Origin of the sequence: Halobacillus ihumii, from assembly GCF_902726645.1 — a bacterium.
GTDB classification, from domain to species: Bacteria; Bacillota; Bacilli; order Bacillales; family Halobacillaceae; genus Halobacillus_A; species Halobacillus_A ihumii.
This window is the reverse complement of sequence record NZ_CACVAO010000001.1, coordinates 1249559-1268144: the sequence shown is the minus strand read 5'-3', so window position 1 is coordinate 1268144 and position 18586 is coordinate 1249559. Positions and strand designations below refer to the sequence as shown.

At 37.1% G+C, this 18586-nt stretch carries 17 protein-coding genes and 1 pseudogene; 6 read left to right on the top strand and 12 right to left on the bottom strand.

The genetic code is table 11. The features are described from left to right. The first annotated feature begins 32 nt into the window (after positions 1 to 32). Complete coding sequence (locus tag G6R08_RS06425) at positions 33 to 461, top strand: RidA family protein (protein ID WP_163527222.1); 429 nt, start codon at positions 33 to 35, stop codon at positions 459 to 461. A gap of 198 nt (positions 462 to 659) precedes the next feature. Here the strand turns inward: G6R08_RS06425 and G6R08_RS06420 are convergent, their stop codons facing one another. From G6R08_RS06420 to G6R08_RS06410, 3 genes are all read right to left on the bottom strand, one after another. Beyond that, positions 660 to 1508, bottom strand: coding sequence for a hypothetical protein (locus tag G6R08_RS06420; protein WP_163527221.1), 849 nt, complete (start codon positions 1506 to 1508; stop codon positions 660 to 662). A gap of 205 nt (positions 1509 to 1713) precedes the next feature. After that, positions 1714 to 2949, bottom strand: coding sequence for an IS110 family RNA-guided transposase (locus tag G6R08_RS06415; RefSeq protein WP_163527220.1), 1236 nt, complete (start codon positions 2947 to 2949; stop codon positions 1714 to 1716). Between the two features lie 382 nt (positions 2950 to 3331). Then, positions 3332 to 4018, bottom strand: coding sequence for an ArsR/SmtB family transcription factor (locus G6R08_RS06410; protein WP_163527219.1), 687 nt, complete (start codon positions 4016 to 4018; stop codon positions 3332 to 3334). A 210-nt stretch (positions 4019 to 4228) separates the two neighbouring features. On the opposite strand from G6R08_RS06410, the gene G6R08_RS06405 reads away from it, so the two are divergent. Beyond that, positions 4229 to 4849, top strand: a complete 621-nt coding sequence (locus G6R08_RS06405) for a flavin reductase family protein (RefSeq protein ID WP_163527218.1) — start codon at positions 4229 to 4231, stop codon at positions 4847 to 4849. Between the two features lie 194 nt (positions 4850 to 5043). Continuing rightward, positions 5044 to 5886, top strand: coding sequence for a site-specific tyrosine recombinase/integron integrase (gene xerA / locus G6R08_RS06400; RefSeq protein ID WP_163527217.1), 843 nt, complete (start codon positions 5044 to 5046; stop codon positions 5884 to 5886). A gap of 228 nt (positions 5887 to 6114) precedes the next feature. Here the strand turns inward: xerA and G6R08_RS06395 are convergent, their stop codons facing one another. Then, entirely contained in the window at positions 6115 to 7350 is a 1236-nt protein-coding gene (locus tag G6R08_RS06395; protein ID WP_163527216.1) for an IS110 family RNA-guided transposase, read from the bottom strand. A gap of 229 nt (positions 7351 to 7579) precedes the next feature. On the opposite strand from G6R08_RS06395, the gene G6R08_RS06390 reads away from it, so the two are divergent. After that, complete coding sequence (locus G6R08_RS06390; protein WP_275897950.1) at positions 7580 to 8260, top strand: MBL fold metallo-hydrolase; 681 nt, start codon at positions 7580 to 7582, stop codon at positions 8258 to 8260. Positions 8261 to 8989: 729 nt separating this feature from the next. Here the strand turns inward: G6R08_RS06390 and istB (G6R08_RS06385) are convergent. The 8 genes and pseudogenes from istB (G6R08_RS06385) to G6R08_RS06350 form a co-directional block, all read right to left on the bottom strand. Beyond that, positions 8990 to 9757, bottom strand: a complete 768-nt coding sequence (gene istB, locus G6R08_RS06385; RefSeq protein ID WP_163531154.1) for an IS21-like element helper ATPase IstB — start codon at positions 9755 to 9757, stop codon at positions 8990 to 8992. Next, complete coding sequence (gene istA, locus G6R08_RS06380; RefSeq protein ID WP_163531148.1) at positions 9757 to 11301, bottom strand: IS21 family transposase; 1545 nt, start codon at positions 11299 to 11301, stop codon at positions 9757 to 9759. The genes istB (G6R08_RS06385) and istA (G6R08_RS06380) overlap by 1 nt, the downstream gene beginning before the upstream one ends. Positions 11302 to 11402: 101 nt before the next feature. Next, positions 11403 to 12047 (bottom strand): annotated as a pseudogene (locus G6R08_RS06375) (ATP phosphoribosyltransferase regulatory subunit); the annotation flags it as partial. 333 nt (positions 12048 to 12380) lie between these two features. Then, positions 12381 to 12794: an NUDIX hydrolase gene (locus tag G6R08_RS06370; protein WP_163527213.1), complete on the bottom strand. Its 414-nt coding sequence runs from the start codon at positions 12792 to 12794 to the stop codon at positions 12381 to 12383. A gap of 146 nt (positions 12795 to 12940) precedes the next feature. After that, a complete protein-coding gene (locus tag G6R08_RS06365) occupies positions 12941 to 13582 on the bottom strand; it encodes a CPBP family intramembrane glutamic endopeptidase (protein ID WP_163527212.1) in 642 nt (213 codons plus the stop codon). A gap of 270 nt (positions 13583 to 13852) precedes the next feature. Beyond that, positions 13853 to 14308, bottom strand: coding sequence for a GNAT family N-acetyltransferase (locus tag G6R08_RS06360; RefSeq protein ID WP_275897949.1), 456 nt, complete (start codon positions 14306 to 14308; stop codon positions 13853 to 13855). Positions 14309 to 14692: 384 nt separating this feature from the next. Then, on the bottom strand, positions 14693 to 14977 hold the full coding sequence (locus G6R08_RS06355; protein WP_163527211.1) for a hypothetical protein: 285 nt from the start codon (positions 14975 to 14977) through the stop codon (positions 14693 to 14695). Between the two features lie 188 nt (positions 14978 to 15165). Beyond that, the gene (locus G6R08_RS06350; protein ID WP_205439398.1) at positions 15166 to 15444 is read right to left on the bottom strand and encodes a hypothetical protein; all 279 of its coding nucleotides are present in this window, start codon (positions 15442 to 15444) and stop codon (positions 15166 to 15168) included. An 841-nt stretch (positions 15445 to 16285) separates the two neighbouring features. Between G6R08_RS06350 and istA (G6R08_RS06345) the strand changes: the two genes are divergently transcribed. Next, positions 16286 to 17830, top strand: a complete 1545-nt coding sequence (gene istA / locus G6R08_RS06345) for an IS21 family transposase (protein WP_163531148.1) — start codon at positions 16286 to 16288, stop codon at positions 17828 to 17830. Continuing rightward, the gene (gene istB / locus G6R08_RS06340; RefSeq protein WP_079526737.1) at positions 17830 to 18582 is read left to right on the top strand and encodes an IS21-like element helper ATPase IstB; all 753 of its coding nucleotides are present in this window, start codon (positions 17830 to 17832) and stop codon (positions 18580 to 18582) included. The genes istA (G6R08_RS06345) and istB (G6R08_RS06340) overlap by 1 nt, the downstream gene beginning before the upstream one ends. Positions 18583 to 18586 lie beyond the last annotated feature (4 nt).

Below are 18586 nucleotides of genomic sequence, written 5' to 3'. Positions count from 1 at the left end.
CCGGAATAAGTAGGGTGGAAGGAAGATAAAAAATGAACAATAAAATATCACTAATTCATTCAGAAAATTTAGCTCAAACTGATTACGCATATGCTAGTCGAGTACCATCGGAAATGGATTTACTATACCTAGCAGGAGCTTGTCCTCTTAATATAGACGGAGAAGTACAAAATTTAAATGATTATGAACTTCAAGCTAAAACCTGTGTTGAGAATTTAAAAGAAGCATTAAAAGAGTGTGGTGCTTCACTGAATGATGTTGTGTACACTAGGGTGCTTGTAGCATCACAAGATCGTTCAGATCTGGTAACTGCATGGGAGACAATAAGGAAAGAATTTGGCGACCATGACGTTCCAAGCACCTTATCGGGAGTTACGGTATTAGGTTATAAAAATCAACTGGTGGAAATCGAATCTGTAGCAGCAATTGAAAAACCTTCAGAATCGAATGAATTAATATGATCCACTTTAGGTAGAGATCCTCTATTAAATAAACGGGCGCGATTCCGAAATAATGAATTGAGCTCTATCTTTATGTATCAGGCCAGATACTGTTAATTAACCTATAGTCGCATATAAAAAACTGGTTCCAGATCTAGGGAACCAGTTTTTTCATGGAATGCTTATGTTCCTAGGAAGGTTTAGTTTTCTGAATTCTCATTAGTTGAGGGGAACTTTTACTGTTAGGTCTTCATAAATGTTTGGAGACTCTAATCTAGCCGTTACAACTTTAATTGGGCCATTAACAGGAGGAAATTCCAAAGTGTATTCGTTCTTATCATAATTTAATTTTGGATCAGAAGTATTAATGTATCCCTTACCTGATTGATCTTCAATCCAAACTTCATTAACTTGATGGTTAGGGTTATTCCCATCTGCCTTAACGTGAACTATTGTTTTTTCAGGAAGTTGTTCAATCTTAGTAATAAGAACGTATCCTATTTTTCCTTGGTCGAGTTTGACAGGGAAATCTCCATTTACTGTTTTCGAAACTATTTCCTCATCTGAACGCTTTTCATGAGTAACTGTTGCTGATGATTTATCCTCTTTATTAAATTCAATTTTTTCAATAACTGGTTTAATCTTAAGATATTCCGTTTCCTTCGGATACTCTTCGACAGACATGTTTAAATGGTACACAATTTTATTCCCCTTAGCCTTACTATTTGAGTCTTGAGCAGTAGGGGTTAACATATTACCTGAATCATCCCATACTTGAAAACTAACGTCCTCTGCATAAGGAAATTTAAATTGCGCCCTTGTTACATCAACTTTTACATGAGTCAATCCTGATTTACTAGATATTTCCTTAACCCTAATTTTAGAATCTTGATATGTTTTCGTTATTTGATCTGAAGATTTCCCATCGCTAAATTTTATCTCACTAGCAGATGTTGTGTGAATTAACAAGAAGGCTAAAAGCAAGGATGTAACAACGGCTAAGGTGATTTTTTTCTTATGGATAATATCACTACCCTTTGTATGTTTGTTACTTCTTACTATATACAACCCCTCCTTGTCCTATTAATGACTTCGAAGAGGAGATTTCCTTTTTAATACAGATGTAGTCCTTAAGCAAAACCAGCTAATAGTTGTCAACATTTTTCATTAAAAATCTTAAGTTTTCCATGCTATACTAAAAATGAACATGCCAAATAACCTTCCGTTATGCTCTGGTTGGAAGATTTTGTATTTAAATTGATTAATATAGTTTTTAAGCTATATCTAGGAAAGTTGTATTACTTTTAAGCATTGCAAAAATCCAATGTAAAAGCTTATTAACACAAGCGATGATCGCTACTCTAAAAGGTTTACCTTCATCGCGTTTCTTATCGTAAAATTCTCTTAATCTTTTATTACGTGGAATGATTTCCACGCTTGTTTTCTTTTTACGAGCGTCTCGTATTCCGCATTGAACAGCCATAAATAGAGCTTGTCTTAATCTGCTAGATCCTCTTTTGGTAATACGGTTTACGGAAGCTGTAAACTTACCAGAGGAGTACACACTAGGATCGACTCCAGTGAATGCAACGAGCTTTTTGGGATGATTAAACCTTTCTATCTCACCAATTTCAGAAATTATCGTTGCCGCAATTTTTTCTCCGATACCTGGGATAGATTGGATTAATTCATATTCTTCAACTTCTTTGGCAAGGGCATCTATTTCAGCAGCTAACTTTGATAGATGCTCTTGGTATTGAAGAACAATATTTATCATTATTTCTAGGTTAATAATATGACTTTGATACAAGTTATTTTGAAATGGGTTACGAATTGCTGCATCTCGTAGCTTTTTTGCCTTTTCCTTAGCCCATTTATCTGAACGACTCTTACATAGTGAAGCTATTTTATCTGCTAAGACAGGTCCAGTGACGCTTAAAACTGATTTCGATGTTGTAAATATTAAAAGTACCTGTAAAGAAACTTTTGAATACAGGTTCCCAAATACTCCTCTATATTCAGGAAATACTTGGTCCAATATCGATTGAAGTTGTAGTTTGGTTTGTGCTGCTACACTTGAAATAGTTTCGTGCTGTCTTGTTAGATTACGAAGGTTTAAGAGGCGGATCCCTCTTTTCTTACTAGGTTCCAGTTCCTCTTTATAATAAAGCTCACACAGGTTGTAGGCATCTATGGCATCTGTTTTCACCTCTCGCAAACTTGAACTTTTCGCTCGATGTGCAATCAATGGATTAACAATAATATACATATATTGTTGTTCCTCTAAAAATTGAATAATAGGAGTATGGTAGTGTCCAGTCGATTCCAAAATAACCGAAGGTTTTCCCCCAGCTAGAGACTCAATCTCCTTTAAGAAGTCAAGAAATTTATTAAGCTCTTTAACATTATGCAGGATACTAAAACTTTTACGATAAGGCTCTCCCTTATCTAAAAACGCTTGAATCTGACTTTCCCCTTTGGCAACATCCAGACCAATGACTGGATTCATACGATTTCTCCTCCTTTAAATGTACGTAATGTCGGTATCCCCTAAGGCTTCTTGTAACGTCGTAGGTTCGCTTGTTAAACGGGATCATTGTCCCAACCAGCCTGAAACACGTTTATACAAGTAGGGGGTGAACAGTTTTGCGGACGGGATCTTAGCCCCACGGGCGCTACGTTCTACCCCGACTACCGTTAATAATAAGACCATATTAAAAAAGGTCAACCAGTAAAAAATCTGGCTAACCTTATATTACGAACGGGCGCTTTAATGGAAGATCAATTCATCTTAAATGAAAAACCCATCCTTTTGATTAAAGGATGGGGTACCTTTTTATCAGGTGTTATCAAAGGATTAGAATGAAAAATAAAGACCGATTCTTGGTTTTTTAGAACTTCATATTAAATTGCTTTTTAAGGCCTTCCTTTCCTTTTTCAGTTACTTTGACCGCACGGCTGGATGGAATTCTTTCTATCCAATTCATTTCAAAAAGTTTTATGGCAATTGCATGACCTAATGCTCCTGCAAGGTGATGTTGTCGTTCACTCCAATCTAAGCATACTCTCGAGAAGGAACGTCGCTTTTCACGTAATGTAGAAATATCCAATCCAAATTCCGCGAAAAACTTTTCCCCTTTTGAAGAAACCATGAATTCCTTGTCAGCTTTTTCAATGAGTCCTTCCTGGACCATGGACTCAGTCAAACTCACTCCTAATTCACCAGCTAAGTGGTCATAACAAGTACGTCCTGATTTAAGTGTTTTCATTTGATTAGACTGCTTCAATGAACGTACTTCTGGGGGGCGTGAGAGGGTTAGGAAAGACTCTAGGATTTGAGCTACTTCACCATCAGTAATTTGATAATACCTATGGCGACCATGCTTTTCCATAACGATTAAATTAGCTTTCATTAACTTGGATAAGTGAAAACTTGCCGTTTGCTGCTTAATTCCTGCCATATAGGCTAATTCAGTAGCCGTATGGAAACGTCCATCCATTAGGCTTGTTAGGATTAAAGATCTAGAAGGCTCTCCAAGAATGGAAGCAACCTCTGCTACATTAGGACTTGTATTCATTTTTGGTTCCCCCCTACTTGCAATCATACTTCGATCATAAAGCAAAATTTTAAAAGTCACAATATTTTTTCTAACATTCATATTTCGATCAATGTTGTAGTTTTACAAGATTATACTATATACATCATTGGGAGTTCTTACAAGGCCATCACTCTGGCCACCTTTTTCCTTGTAAGGGTATCCAATGGTCCAAGACAGGAGGGGATATAAATGATTCAAAATAGCATGTCACAAAGAGACCAGGAAATTAAGCCAAAAATTCTTTATTACGGCACTCCCGTGGTCTTACTTAATTCTCTTAATGAGGATGGAACAACGAATATTACGCCTATTTCTTCTTCATGGGGGCTTGGAGACTGTATTGTAATGGGCTTTGGATTAGGAGGAAAGGCTATTGAAAACTTGCAAAGGGAGCCTGAATGCGTGGTTAATATTCCAGACCCTTCGTTATGGAGAAATGTAGAAGCACTAGCGCCTTTCACAGGACGTAATCCTGTTCCCGACTCTAAACAGGATTCGGGATTTTGCTATGAAAAAGATAAATACAGCGCCTCAGGGTTAACACCAAAGGAATCCAAAACGGTAAAGCCTTCTCGTATCGATGAGTGCCCCTTACAAATAGAAGCACAAGTAAAAAACATTAGGATTCCAGAGCATAATCCAGTGTTTGGTATTGTGGAAGTACAAGCTGTTCATGTACATGCTCATAAAAATATCATTATGGATCATCATCATGTTGACCCAAGCAAGTGGAGTCCGTTAATTTATAATTTCCGTCATTACTTTGGACTTGGTGATGAATTAGGGAAAACATTTCGTGCAGAAATCTAAGAGATATCTTCCGTAAACATGGTGTTTTTCCTGAACAAGGAAAGTACCTAATTTCATGTTTCCCAATGGTTTCGAGACTTTGACCATAAGGAGAATCTATTAGATTGTTGAATAACTTTAGTATAAAGTTTACTCTTCCTAGCCATACTAGAATCAAGATTACTTGGTTCGTAACCTGGGAGAGGGTGAAGCATATGTATTTATCGGAAGCTTGGGAGAAGTACCACCTTGACAAAAAGATTGAGGGATATTCACCTTTAACGTTAAAAACGTATAGCTTTCAGTACAATTTGTTACTGCGATATTTTGGCGATATGGATTTAAATGAAATAACTACAGATCAGTTAAAAGGCTATTTGGTAAAGGTAGGAGAACATTTAAAACCATCAAGTTTGGGGCATCGGATTCGGTGTATTCGATCCGTATTTAAATGGACTTTTGACGAGGGATTCATTCATAAAAATCCTGCAGCTAAGTTGAAAGAGCCAAAGCTTGGGAAGAGAATTCCAAAGTTTCTTTCCGAACTCGAAATTGAACATCTCAGAGAAGCTTGCCAAAACTCTATGGAAAACGCATTATTTGAATTCATTTATTCAACCGGTTGTCGCATTGGAGAAGTTGTAAAGCTTAATCGTAATGATATTAACTTCACCACAAACTCTGTTATTGTACATGGAAAAGGGGATAAGGAACGGGAAGTGTACTTCAATACTCGTTGCTCCCTTTGGTTGAAGCGTTACCTAGACGAACGTGAGGACCAAGATCCCTGCTTATTTATAACGGAGAGAAAGCCTAAAAGAAGGATGAGTATCGACCTGATGAGATACATCATTAAGCGTATATCTAGTCGAGCTGGTATTAAGAAGAGCATACATCCGCACCAATTAAGACATAGTTATGCGACTCATATGATCAACAATGGAGCACCACTTGAAGTCATTCAGAGTTTACTTGGTCATGAGAAGAGTGAGACTACGAAAATATATGCCCAACTTAGTGGTAAGTTGAGACAGGATTTATATAGCAAATACTTTTAGTTAGTACGCTCTTTAGAGGGCGTGCTTTTTATATTTTATGAAATGAAGGGATTGAGTTAATTCTCCGGTTTTGAAATAATTGGTATTAAGCAAAACCAGCTAATAGTTGTCAACATTTTTCATTAAAAATCTTAAGTTTTCCATGCTATACTAAAAATGAACATGCCAAATAACCTTCCGTTATGCTCTGGTTGGAAGATTTTGTATTTAAATTGATTAATATAGTTTTTAAGCTATATCTAGGAAAGTTGTATTACTTTTAAGCATTGCAAAAATCCAATGTAAAAGCTTATTAACACAAGCGATGATCGCTACTCTAAAAGGTTTACCTTCATCGCGTTTCTTATCGTAAAATTCTCTTAATCTTTTATTACGTGGAATGATTTCCACGCTTGTTTTCTTTTTACGAGCGTCTCGTATTCCGCATTGAACAGCCATAAATAGAGCTTGTCTTAATCTGCTAGATCCTCTTTTGGTAATACGGTTTACGGAAGCTGTAAACTTACCAGAGGAGTACACACTAGGATCGACTCCAGTGAATGCAACGAGCTTTTTGGGATGATTAAACCTTTCTATCTCACCAATTTCAGAAATTATCGTTGCCGCAATTTTTTCTCCGATACCTGGGATAGATTGGATTAATTCATATTCTTCAACTTCTTTGGCAAGGGCATCTATTTCAGCAGCTAACTTTGATAGATGCTCTTGGTATTGAAGAACAATATTTATCATTATTTCTAGGTTAATAATATGACTTTGATACAAGTTATTTTGAAATGGGTTACGAATTGCTGCATCTCGTAGCTTTTTTGCCTTTTCCTTAGCCCATTTATCTGAACGACTCTTATATAGTGAAGCTATTTTATCTGCTAAGACAGGACCAGTGACACTTAAAACTGATTTCGATGTTGGAAATATTAAAAGTACCTGTAAAGAAACTTTTGAATACAGGTTCCCAAATACTCCTCTATATTCAGGAAATACTTGGTCCAATATCGATTGAAGTTGTAGTTTGGTTTGTGCTGCTACACTTGAAATAGTTTCGTGCTGTCTTGTTAGATTACGAAGGTTTAAGAGGCGGATCCCTCTTTTCTTACTAGGTTCCAGTTCCTCTTTATAATAAAGCTCACACAGGTTGTAGGCATCTATGGCATCTGTTTTCACCTTTCGCAAACTTGAACTTTTCGCTCGATGTGCAATCAATGGATTAACAATAATATACATATATTGTTGTTCCTCTAAAAATTGAATAATAGGAGTATGGTAGTGTCCAGTCGATTCCAAAATAACCGAAGGTTTTCCCCCAGCTAGAGACTCAATCTCCTTTAAGAAGTCAAGAAATTTATTAAGCTCTTTAACATTATGCAGGATACTAAAACTTTTACGATAAGGCTCTCCCTTATCTAAAAACGCTTGAATCTGACTTTCCCCTTTGGCAACATCCAGACCAATGACTGGATTCATACGATTTCTCCTCCTTTAAATGTACGTAATGTCGGTATCCCCTAAGGCTTCTTGTAACGTCGTAGGTTCGCTTGTTAAACGGGATCATTGTCCCAACCAGCCTGAAACACGTTTATACAAGTAGGGGGTGAACAGTTTTGCGGACGGGATCTTAGCCCCACGGGCGCTACGTTCTACCCCGACTACCGTTAATAATAAGACCATATTAAAAAAGGTCAACCAGTAAAAAATCTGGCTAACCTTATATTACGAACGGGCGCATTTCCGGAATAAAGGAGACACGGGTACACCCAATCAATTGCAATGTATTCAAGATGAATTTGAAAAAATAGGTTTATCTTTAAAGGAAATAACAAAGATTATCATCACACATCAAGACTTTGATCATATTGGTAGTTTACGAGATGTTATAAATTATGTCCCTCATCCTGTAGAAATCTACGCACATAAAAAAGAGCAACCTTATATTGAAGGTGACAAAACATTGATGAAACTTACACCTGAGCGATTGCCTCAATTTTTATCAATGTTTCCAGAAAAGTTTAGAAAGAGCATGGCTCAATCTAGACAACAATTTAACGTTAGTGTACCCGTCAATGAAACTATTGAGGAAGGTGATGAACTTTCTTATTGTGGCGGCATAACAATAATTGAAACGCCTGGACATACACCAGGGCATATCAGTTTATACCACCAACCGAGTAAAACACTAGTTACTGGTGATGCGGTATGTATTATAGACGGACAGTTACAACTTGCTGCATCAGAAACAACAATTGATATGGATGAGGCAAAATCATCCATTGAAAAACTTACTCACTACGATATTGAAACAATTATTTGTTATCATGGTGGTGTCATGAATAAAAACGTTAATGAACAACTCGCACTTCTGGCAAGTAATGAGTAAGCTGGGGTATTTAAAATAGTACGAAGTAACTTATTTCAGTTTCAAACGGGCGCGTTGACTGAACCAGAATTCGTTAGCGTATAGAATTCCGGTCTTTTTATGTTTGATTTATATTGCCTTGATGTTAGCTATAAAAGAAGATACTTTCACAAATGGATCTGGTCTGCTTTTGGGGGTGTCTGATTACGGAGATGTGCTTTATTTCAAAGGAAACTATATCCAGTATGATAAGTCTAGTAATACGGTGACCATTACGAAAGATGGGATTTGTTTTGGTTCATCGTCGACCAAACTTCTTACAACACTCGTAATCGCTTCTATTGCTCTTGTCATCTTTTCGCCTCTTTCTGTGACATTGTTTTTATAACATTTGTTAAATAACCCCCAATTTATTCGGATTTATGTCCTATTTTTCGAATATATTAGAGTAACATATTGTGCAAGTGATGATAAGGGGGCTGTAGCGATCCATTAATAGAACATACGAATACTGTTGCTCTCGTGAAAATTCTTCAGGAGTGAGGTAAGAGCAATGGGGCATGAATTTACGAAGGATATGCTAACAATAGGAATTGGAAATGTTGAATTGATCGAGCCATCAGTTCGAGTCAATGTTGCTCGTAATTTGAACGTCCCACAGGATTTAGTAAAAGTCCATTTGGTTGCGCACCACTGTAGACGTCAAGTTGAATTTTACACTTTTTGCTCGTTTCCCTTTTACACTTCAGCTTAAAAGATGCTTTTTCTGTTTTTCATACGATAACTTTCCTCATTCTCTCCGCCCTGTATAACTTCCACACGATGGAGTAAACGATCTAAAATCGCTGTCGTAATCCCCTGATCAGTAATCCCCTGATCACCAATCAGATTCCCCCATTCCTCTGGACTTTTATTTGAGGTTAAGATGATCGAACTTCGTTCGTATAAATGGTTAATCAAATGGAAAAACAGATTTGCCTCTCGCTGATCCATCGCCATGTACATCAAATCATCAATAATCACAAGGTCAGCGTTTCTCATTCGTTTCAGTTGTACCTTTGATTTGTTCAGATATTCTTCCGTCTTTAAGAGCTGTACAAGCTCACCCATTGTAGCGAAGTAAACGTTGAATCCTCTGGAAACAGCTTCGAGACCCAATCCAATTGCGATGTACGTTTTCCCAATGCCAGGTGGCCCAAGAATAATTAGGTTATACTGCTGTTCCAGCCAGCTTAATTCTCTGAGTTGTGTTAGCTGGCGGGCAGTCAGCACGTTTTGACCATTCAGTTCAAACTCATCTAATGACTTCACGAAAGGGAATCGTGCCCATTTCATTCTTTTTTCAAAGCTTTTGGCTTCCCGTTTTGCTAGTTCATATCGCGTAATAGATTCTAAGAATTCTAAGTAGGTCCATGAAGATTTTTCAGCTTCGCGAAGAAGCTGTGGAAGCTCCTCCGCAGTTTCTGATAGACGTAACTGACGAAATTGATCTTGTAATTCATTCACGGTCTTCTTCATCATGATAGACCTCCTAATATGCTGGTATAAGCATTTATAGAACGGGTAGAGGTCTTAATGTGACTATATTTTGCGGGATAGGTATAAAAGGATTTTGCCTCTTTTACCGGCTCATGAGGCAATCTATTAATGTGCTTGGCCATATCACGAAAGTCATTTGCACTAAACAGCTTTTCTCTCATACACTTGGTCAATACGGTCTCGATTACCGTTGGATACTGTTTGATGACCTGATGAATGATCGCAAACTGGTCTCGACGATACCTTGGGTATCTTTGGCTGATCTCATCAAAGTAACCAGATGCCTGTGTTTTATTTTCAAAAAAGGAGATCAAACGTCGTTTAAACTCTTCAACACCTTTGGATCGATCACGGATATGATTGCGATTTTGAATGAGTTTCCCTTTTTCTAAGCTGATAACGTGTTCCGCAATGATTTCACTTTCTGCTTCTTTTCGAATCACGAGCGTCGGTGGTTCTTCACCTGTAACTTCAATCAAAACATGGTTATCAGCGTTTGTTTGATAAGTCCCGAGAGGGACGGAATATCGATTGGACTTATACCGGATTGTATTGTCCTTGCTTACACTTCTTGTTATACTTTGATTATTGGTACTTTCATATGAAAGTAGGGAAGAGACTGGCTTTAAGTGTTGCTTTTCGACGAGAAACACTTCAGCTGGTCTTTTTTTTGTTGTCTGATGAACTTGATAATTTCCGGTACGCATTAGCCATTGTAGCCCCCGCTGATTCCAATCCTCTATATCACTGAACACTCGACTGTCTGCGAAATTACCTTTTATGTACTTCACTACATTTTCAATCATACCTTTAGACTCCGGATCAGCTCTTCTGCACAAATGAACCTTAAACTTACGTTCATTCACATAACTTTGAAACTCAGCTGTTAAAAGCAGCTGTCCTGCATTTTCACTCACTGTAATTAAGTGATCCTGATCGTATACGATTTCTTCTGGACATCCTCCATAGAATTGAAATGCATTTTCATGACATCGGATCGCATCTCTCGTGGTAAATGGCCTTGTTTGCCATTCCATATACTTCTGTCTGGAGTGAGCGAGGACAAACGCAATGAAATACAACTTGATCTCTTTGCTCTCCGTTGTCTTCTGTTTTGTTTCACCCCAGTCTACCTGAAGTTGTTTCCCCATTGGTTGTTCAGGTATTGCTTCGTATTGGCGAACCGTTACCTTCTTCTCAATCTGGTAGAATTCCCTGATATCTTTAACATATGATCTCACCGTACTTCCACCGACCGCCAGGTTCGGGTATCTCTCTAGAAGCCAATCATGTATTTGTGCAGCACTCAAGTGAGGGTATTCTTCTAACCAGGCAAGGATCCAGTCTTTGTAGCTGTCTAATTTCTTTTTCTTCCCAATAGGCAGTTCTGTATAAGCTTTTGCTTCATCAAAAGTCATCTCTAAATATTTATAGACAGTTGGTCTTGAGATCTTAAGCTCCTTAGCGATTTGTGCTACTTTAAACTTCCGTTTATATAGGTCCTTAATTTTTAAATACAACACTAATTTCTCCTCCAAAATCCTAACCCCCAGTAAAATAACGTCACCAACTATTTTACTAAAGTATTAGGTTGATAGAGCAAAAGTGTAAAATCCTATCAAGCGAAAACTGTCAACTTTATTCTAGCGTTTACACCTCGCTCTATAAGTTCAGAAATTACGGCATTTACTCCTATTTTTTCGAGCTTGTCTAAAACTAATATTACGTTACTAGTCATTTCTTCTTTCATTCCAAATTCCTCAAGCATTCCGACTAACAACTTTCTATTGTTATACTGAATAGTCACACCTACATCTAGCTTATTAAAAGCAACCAGTGCCATGCTCATTAGTTCAGCCTCAGCTATCTGAGACTCCACACCTACTATATCTACATCACATTGGGTGAATTCTCGATACCTTCCTTCTTTGATTGGTCCATCTCTAAATACTTTTCCAATTTCGTATCTTTTAAAGGGCATTCTTATAGTAGGGTTCATTGCCACCACTTTGGCAAAAGGGATAGTAAGATCGTATCGCAAGGCTAAATTTCTTTCTCCTCTGTCAGTTAACGTATACATTTCTTCTAATATCTCTGCACCCCCGCCATATTTAGAAGCAAGCAATCCTGTATAATTTAAAATAGGTGTTTCTAGTGGTTTACAACCATATTGAATAAATACATCTTCTAATGTTCTTTTTATATTTCTTCTTACTATTTCGGCATCCCCCAAATAATCTTGTGTTCCTTTTACGTTTTGGTAATTCATTTTTTTCATTGCTATACCTCCAATAATTTGAGTATAAAAAAACCGCACTTGATTTAAGCGTGAAACTTAATCAAATGCGGTTCATGATAAATAACCTTCCTATATGCGATAATTAAATCGAATAGCAAGGTTAATACATATGATGATGGAGTTGTGAACAGTAAATAAAAATATTATACGGCATTTTGTTCACCTCAATTTTCTTGTAATGTATCATACTCCAAATCCCCAATTTTTTCAAACATTCCCATAACTTATTTTAAAACTACTCTTTATAGCGATGTATGTTACAACCACGCCTTTCTCCGGAATGAAACAAGTGATAAAGACTCTCTATTTGCCCAAGTACGATTTAAAATCATTTAAGATCTTTCTGTTAGAAGGCGTCATCTGTGGTAAATTATCTATATCCCAAAATTTCACTTCCTTACTCTCATTATCATTTGAAATTGGAACACCAATAAAATCTCTACACACATAAATGACATTTAGAAAGTAAACTTCATCGCCATTAGGATAAATATAATGCTGCGATTCCCCAGAATAGATATTGAATAATTCAATATGTTGTATCTTTAGATTAGTTTCTTCGTAAACCTCTCTTTCAACGGCTTCTTCTACTGATTCACCAAGTTCTACAGCACCTCCAGGATGCGACCACAAATTATTGTCTGTTCGGTGTTGTAACAAAATCCGGTTTTGTTTATCAATTATTAAGCATCCTGCTACACTTACAACTAAAGGCATAGAACCGACTTTTTTCCGTAATTCCATTATGTAATCTGAGATAATACCACCCTCTCCAATTAAAATGCAAAAACTACATGAGTATAAGACTGAGTTACTTTATTAACTGTTTCGCGAGAGTTTTAATCGATATGGTAATTTCGTTTCTATTTAACTAATTTATCTTCTTTCTTCTCTTTATCCCAACTACCTGTAACTGCGGAAAGAATAAGCCACGGCTCGATAAATAAGTTAATTATGATATGAGCCACAATGGGTGCTAATAAATTTCGATCGGCTATCAAATATAAAATAGCAAGTAAGCCGCCAAGTATGGTGGTGGACAGAATCACTGGTAGAGCAATTTTAAACTCACCTCTAAGAAGAACCCAGGCACCATGCGCTAAGCCAAAAATAAGAGCTGAAGCTACTACTTGTACAATGATTCCATAATTTAAGCTCATTAGCCAATCCATCAATACTTGTCTAAATAAGATTTCTTCCACAATACTCGATGCAAATGCCGCCCATATACCAATTACTTTAAGCCATGAAAAGGTAAATAAATGTTCTCTTACAAAAGGAATGGCTTTTACAGTGTACATGATATATCCGATTGCAATGATGAAAGCAGATAACCAAACAATTACACTATTAAAAGCCTCAGAGTTTACTCCCAAGCGCTGCTCTATAAACTGTGTTGGATTTCCTAAATACCAAAAAACAATACTACCAGTTAACGCAAGGGATAAACTTCCTAATACCAACCCAGTTGTTTTCTCTGCTCCCGAGGAATAACTTTTGTCCATCCTTCAACCTCCCGAAATAATGCAACTAATAGAACTACGATTGATTTTACAGAAAGTTCCTATTTCCCGAAATCATGTCTTATGGTTCAACATTGGCGATATTAGTAAACAAGGTTGTATAAAATGAGATTAAGGTGAATATATTGAGACTCTTCCTTGGAAAAGGAAAAATTTGCAGCCTCTAATAACTGTTATAAGGCCTTTAGTTTAACAATATTTAATTTCCCATGTTTCACCTAAAGAGTTATTCAATACGTAAAACAATTCTTATTATGAATCTCTGTCTAAAGTGTAAAAGGATTGTTCTGCACCAAACCTCCGAAATGTATTGACTAATTGCATTTCTAACTTTTCTAGGAGTTTTCTAGAAGCGAGATTTGCAGTCTGTGTTTCAGCAACGACACTTCTAACTTTTAATTTTTCAAAGGCAAAATTCATTACCTCACTTACTACCTCAGTGGCGTAACCGTTTCTCCACCATTTCGGAAGAAGTTGATAAGAAACTTCAATATCTTCGCCATTATGATGAGGAGTCAGCGATACCAAGCCTATAAATCCGTTTAATTTTTTATCTTTTATTATCCAATACCACGAACCATCATCAGATTTAAGCATTTCATTTAGTATTTCGTGAATAGAATCTTCTTTTCTGACGCCTCCAAGAAACTCTCTTACCTTTTTGTTTTGATATAGCTCTTTAATATTTGAATAGTTCGATTGCTTTATTACATAAAGTAAACATCTAATTGTTTCTATAAAATCACCCCAAATTTCAAGAAAATCACCTTCACAATTCGTTACTCCAAAATTTGGCCTTATAAATAAAAAGAACGCTGACCATTGTTACAGAGAGTTGAGCAGTTCCTGATTGTGTTATTCAGTTAAAACGTCTGTTTGCCTAAGATCTGTTAAACGACTCGACAGAACAAAAATTATTAGAATAAATGATATATATTTTTGAACTTCTAAAATATACTCGATGAATTAGCTCCTTTTTAATATTCAGCAATATGACCATTAACAGAATTGATTTTCAAGATAACTTAAATGAACAATACTTCTCCTTAGGACAAGCTTAGGACAAGCTAAGGAATTTGAAATGTATTACTTTCAACCATCTGTATTTCCTCTGTTTTTCCTAGCAGTACTAACTGCTATTGATATAATCATAATTATACTATTAGCAAAAAGAACAAGTGTCAGGAACCCTGTAACATAACCCGCTCCTTGACTACCTAGATAAGCAGCGTATTGAAGCCCTATGTAATAATTAAGGTAAGGTGCTCCAATGGTAATTATGAATAGCAATAAATGTGACTTTTCATTTTTGTGGTTATAAGAAAACCAAAGCCACCCACCACATATTAATAAAAGTGCAAGCAAAAATAACAACATACTAAATCGCCTCCCTTAAAGAAACACAACCACAACAAGGGAATTCAGATCCTATATAAGCAGCTAACGTCATTAATTAAGTAAACATACAATAAAGGTTTTCTCTTGCGTTCTCTTTTCCATTAAACTTTCAACTTAACTCCTTTATATACTACGAAATGGATACACTCTGGTTTCGTATTCTCAGATCACCGCTCTCTCCTTGAAACTGGCTTCTTTTTAGTTGCCATAATAAAAGACACTATGGCATAAAAAATCAAAAAGAAAGCCAGAATTAAGTAGGCTGCTCCTTCAAATCCCCTGACGTTTACGAATCCAATGTAGAACAAGATGATTGCGGCAATGACGGTTAGAATGCTTGGCGTAAGTCGTACAAATAAGGGAAAGTTTAATCTTCTAAACCACCAAGTAAGCAAGATAACGAGTGCCCCTGGTACAATGGCTACGAGAAACGGCCCTTCAATCATTTGTCATCCCCTCCTCGTTTGAAGAATATGAAAATTCACTTTATTTTAACACAAAATGGAAAAAGATTATTACCTTCAGTAATACAAAATGACCCTCAAATAAAAAATGAGCGCTAATCCTAGTTACAGAATAGCGCTCGGGTCATTAATAAGGAAATCATATTTTAAAGTTGTTTAAAAAACAATTTACGCTGCAAACTCTTTGTACTTCGCCATCATTTCAAGTCCAATTTCATAACTATCTTCTGGTTTGAAAGACTTTCAATCAAATCCAATCATATCCTTCAAAATCTCATGTGCGTAATTTGCAAAGACTACCGTACCATCAGACTCCACTCTCTCAATTCCATCAAGTTTAGCAGACTCTTCATTGATTTGAATCGCCTCGTCTTCCGTAATTCCTTCTGGTAATGCAAGTTCTGCTCCTTTATTACTCAGAACAATAGGATATCCTCCTGGTAAACCGTTGGGTGTCGGCGAATGTGTAAATTCGGTGACGGACTTAAGAGTGCATACATATTTTTAATCGTTGAACTTGCAGAGACCGTCGTAAATTCTGTCCCCGGTGCATACAGCTTAACAGACTCCCACATCAATTCATCGGTATCAAATTGACTTGTAACGTCTTTATCATTAACTGTAATTTTGAGAAAGTATGGTCCTTTTTGGTAGCCTGCTTCCCGCGGATAAACCCACCACCATAAGTGGTTGTAAACGCTAGAATAAAGTTGACAGTTTTCGCTTGATAGGATTTTACACTTTTGCTCTATCAACCTAATACTTTAGTAAAATAGTTGGTGACGTTATTTTACTGGGGGTTAGGATTTTGGAGGAGAAATTAGTGTTGTATTTAAAAATTAAGGACCTATATAAACGGAAGTTTAAAGTAGCACAAATCGCTAAGGAGCTTAAGATCTCAAGACCAACTGTCTATAAATATTTAGAGATGACTTTTGATGAAGCAAAAGCTTATACAGAACTGCCTATTGGGAAGAAAAAGAAATTAGACAGCTACAAAGACTGGATCCTTGCCTGGTTAGAAGAATACCCTCACTTGAGTGCTGCACAAATACATGATTGGCTTCTAGAGAGATACCCGAACCTGGCGGTCGGTGGAAGTACGGTGAGATCATATGTTAAAGATATCAGGGAATTCTACCAGATTGAGAAGAAGGTAACGGTTCGCCAATACGAAGCAATACCTGAACAACCAATGGGGAAACAACTTCAGGTAGACTGGGGTGAAACAAAACAGAAGACAACGGAGAGCAAAGAGATCAAGTTGTATTTCATTGCGTTTGTCCTCGCTCACTCCAGACAGAAGTATATGGAATGGCAAACAAGGCCATTTACCACGAGAGATGCGATCCGATGTCATGAAAATGCATTTCAATTCTATGGAGGATGTCCAGAAGAAATCGTATACGATCAGGATCACTTAATTACAGTGAGTGAAAATGCAGGACAGCTGCTTTTAACAGCTGAGTTTCAAAGTTATGTGAATGAACGTAAGTTTAAGGTTCATTTGTGCAGAAGAGCTGATCCGGAGTCTAAAGGTATGATTGAAAATGTAGTGAAGTACATAAAAGGTAATTTCGCAGACAGTCGAGTGTTCAGTGATATAGAGGATTGGAATCAGCGGGGGCTACAATGGCTAATGCGTACCGGAAATTATCAAGTTCATCAGACAACAAAAAAAAGACCAGCTGAAGTGTTTCTCGTCGAAAAGCAACACTTAAAGCCAGTCTCTTCCCTACTTTCATATGAAAGTACCAATAATCAAAGTATAACAAGAAGTGTAAGCAAGGACAATACAATCCGGTATAAGTCCAATCGATATTCCGTCCCTCTCGGGACTTATCAAACAAACGCTGATAACCATGTTTTGATTGAAGTTACAGGTGAAGAACCACCGACGCTCGTGATTCGAAAAGAAGCAGAAAGTGAAATCATTGCGGAACACGTTATCAGCTTAGAAAAAGGGAAACTCATTCAAAATCGCAATCATATCCGTGATCGATCCAAAGGTGTTGAAGAGTTTAAACGACGTTTGATCTCCTTTTTTGAAAATAAAACACAGGCATCTGGTTACTTTGATGAGATCAGCCAAAGATACCCAAGGTATCGTCGAGACCAGTTTGCGATCATTCATCAGGTCATCAAACAGTATCCAACGGTAATCGAGACCGTATTGACCAAGTGTATGAGAGAAAAGCTGTTTAGTGCAAATGACTTTCGTGATATGGCCAAGCACATTAATAGATTGCCTCATGAGCCGGTAAAAGAGGCAAAATCCTTTTATACCTATCCCGCAAAATATAGTCACATTAAGACCTCTACCCGTTCTATAAATGCTTATACCAGCATATTAGGAGGTCTATCATGATGAAGAAGACCGTGAATGAATTACAAGATCAATTTCGTCAGTTACGTCTATCAGAAACTGCGGAGGAGCTTCCACAGCTTCTTCGCGAAGCTGAAAAATCTTCATGGACCTACTTAGAATTCTTAGAATCTATTACGCGATATGAACTAGCAAAACGGGAAGCCAAAAGCTTTGAAAAAAGAATGAAATGGGCACGATTCCCTTTCGTGAAGTCATTAGATGAGTTTGAACTGAATGGTCAAAACGTGCTGACTGCCCGCCAGCTAACACAACTCAGAGAATTAAGCTGGCTGGAACAGCAGTATAACCTAATTATTCTTGGGCCACCTGGCATTGGGAAAACGTACATCGCAATTGGACTGGGTCTCGAAGCTGTTTCCAGAGGATTCAACGTTTACTTCGCTACAATGGGTGAGCTTGTACAGCTCTTAAAGACGGAAGAATATCTGAACAAATCAAAGGTACAACTGAAACGAATGAGAAACGCTGACCTTGTGATTATTGATGATTTGATGTACATGGCGATGGATCAGCGAGAGGCAAATCTGTTTTTCCATTTGATTAACCATTTATACGAACGAAGTTCGATCATCTTAACCTCAAATAAAAGTCCAGAGGAATGGGGGAATCTGATTGGTGATCAGGGGATTACGACAGCGATTTTAGATCGTTTACTCCATCGTGTGGAAGTTATACAGGGCGGAGAGAATGAGGAAAGTTATCGTATGAAAAACAGAAAAAGCATCTTTTAAGCAG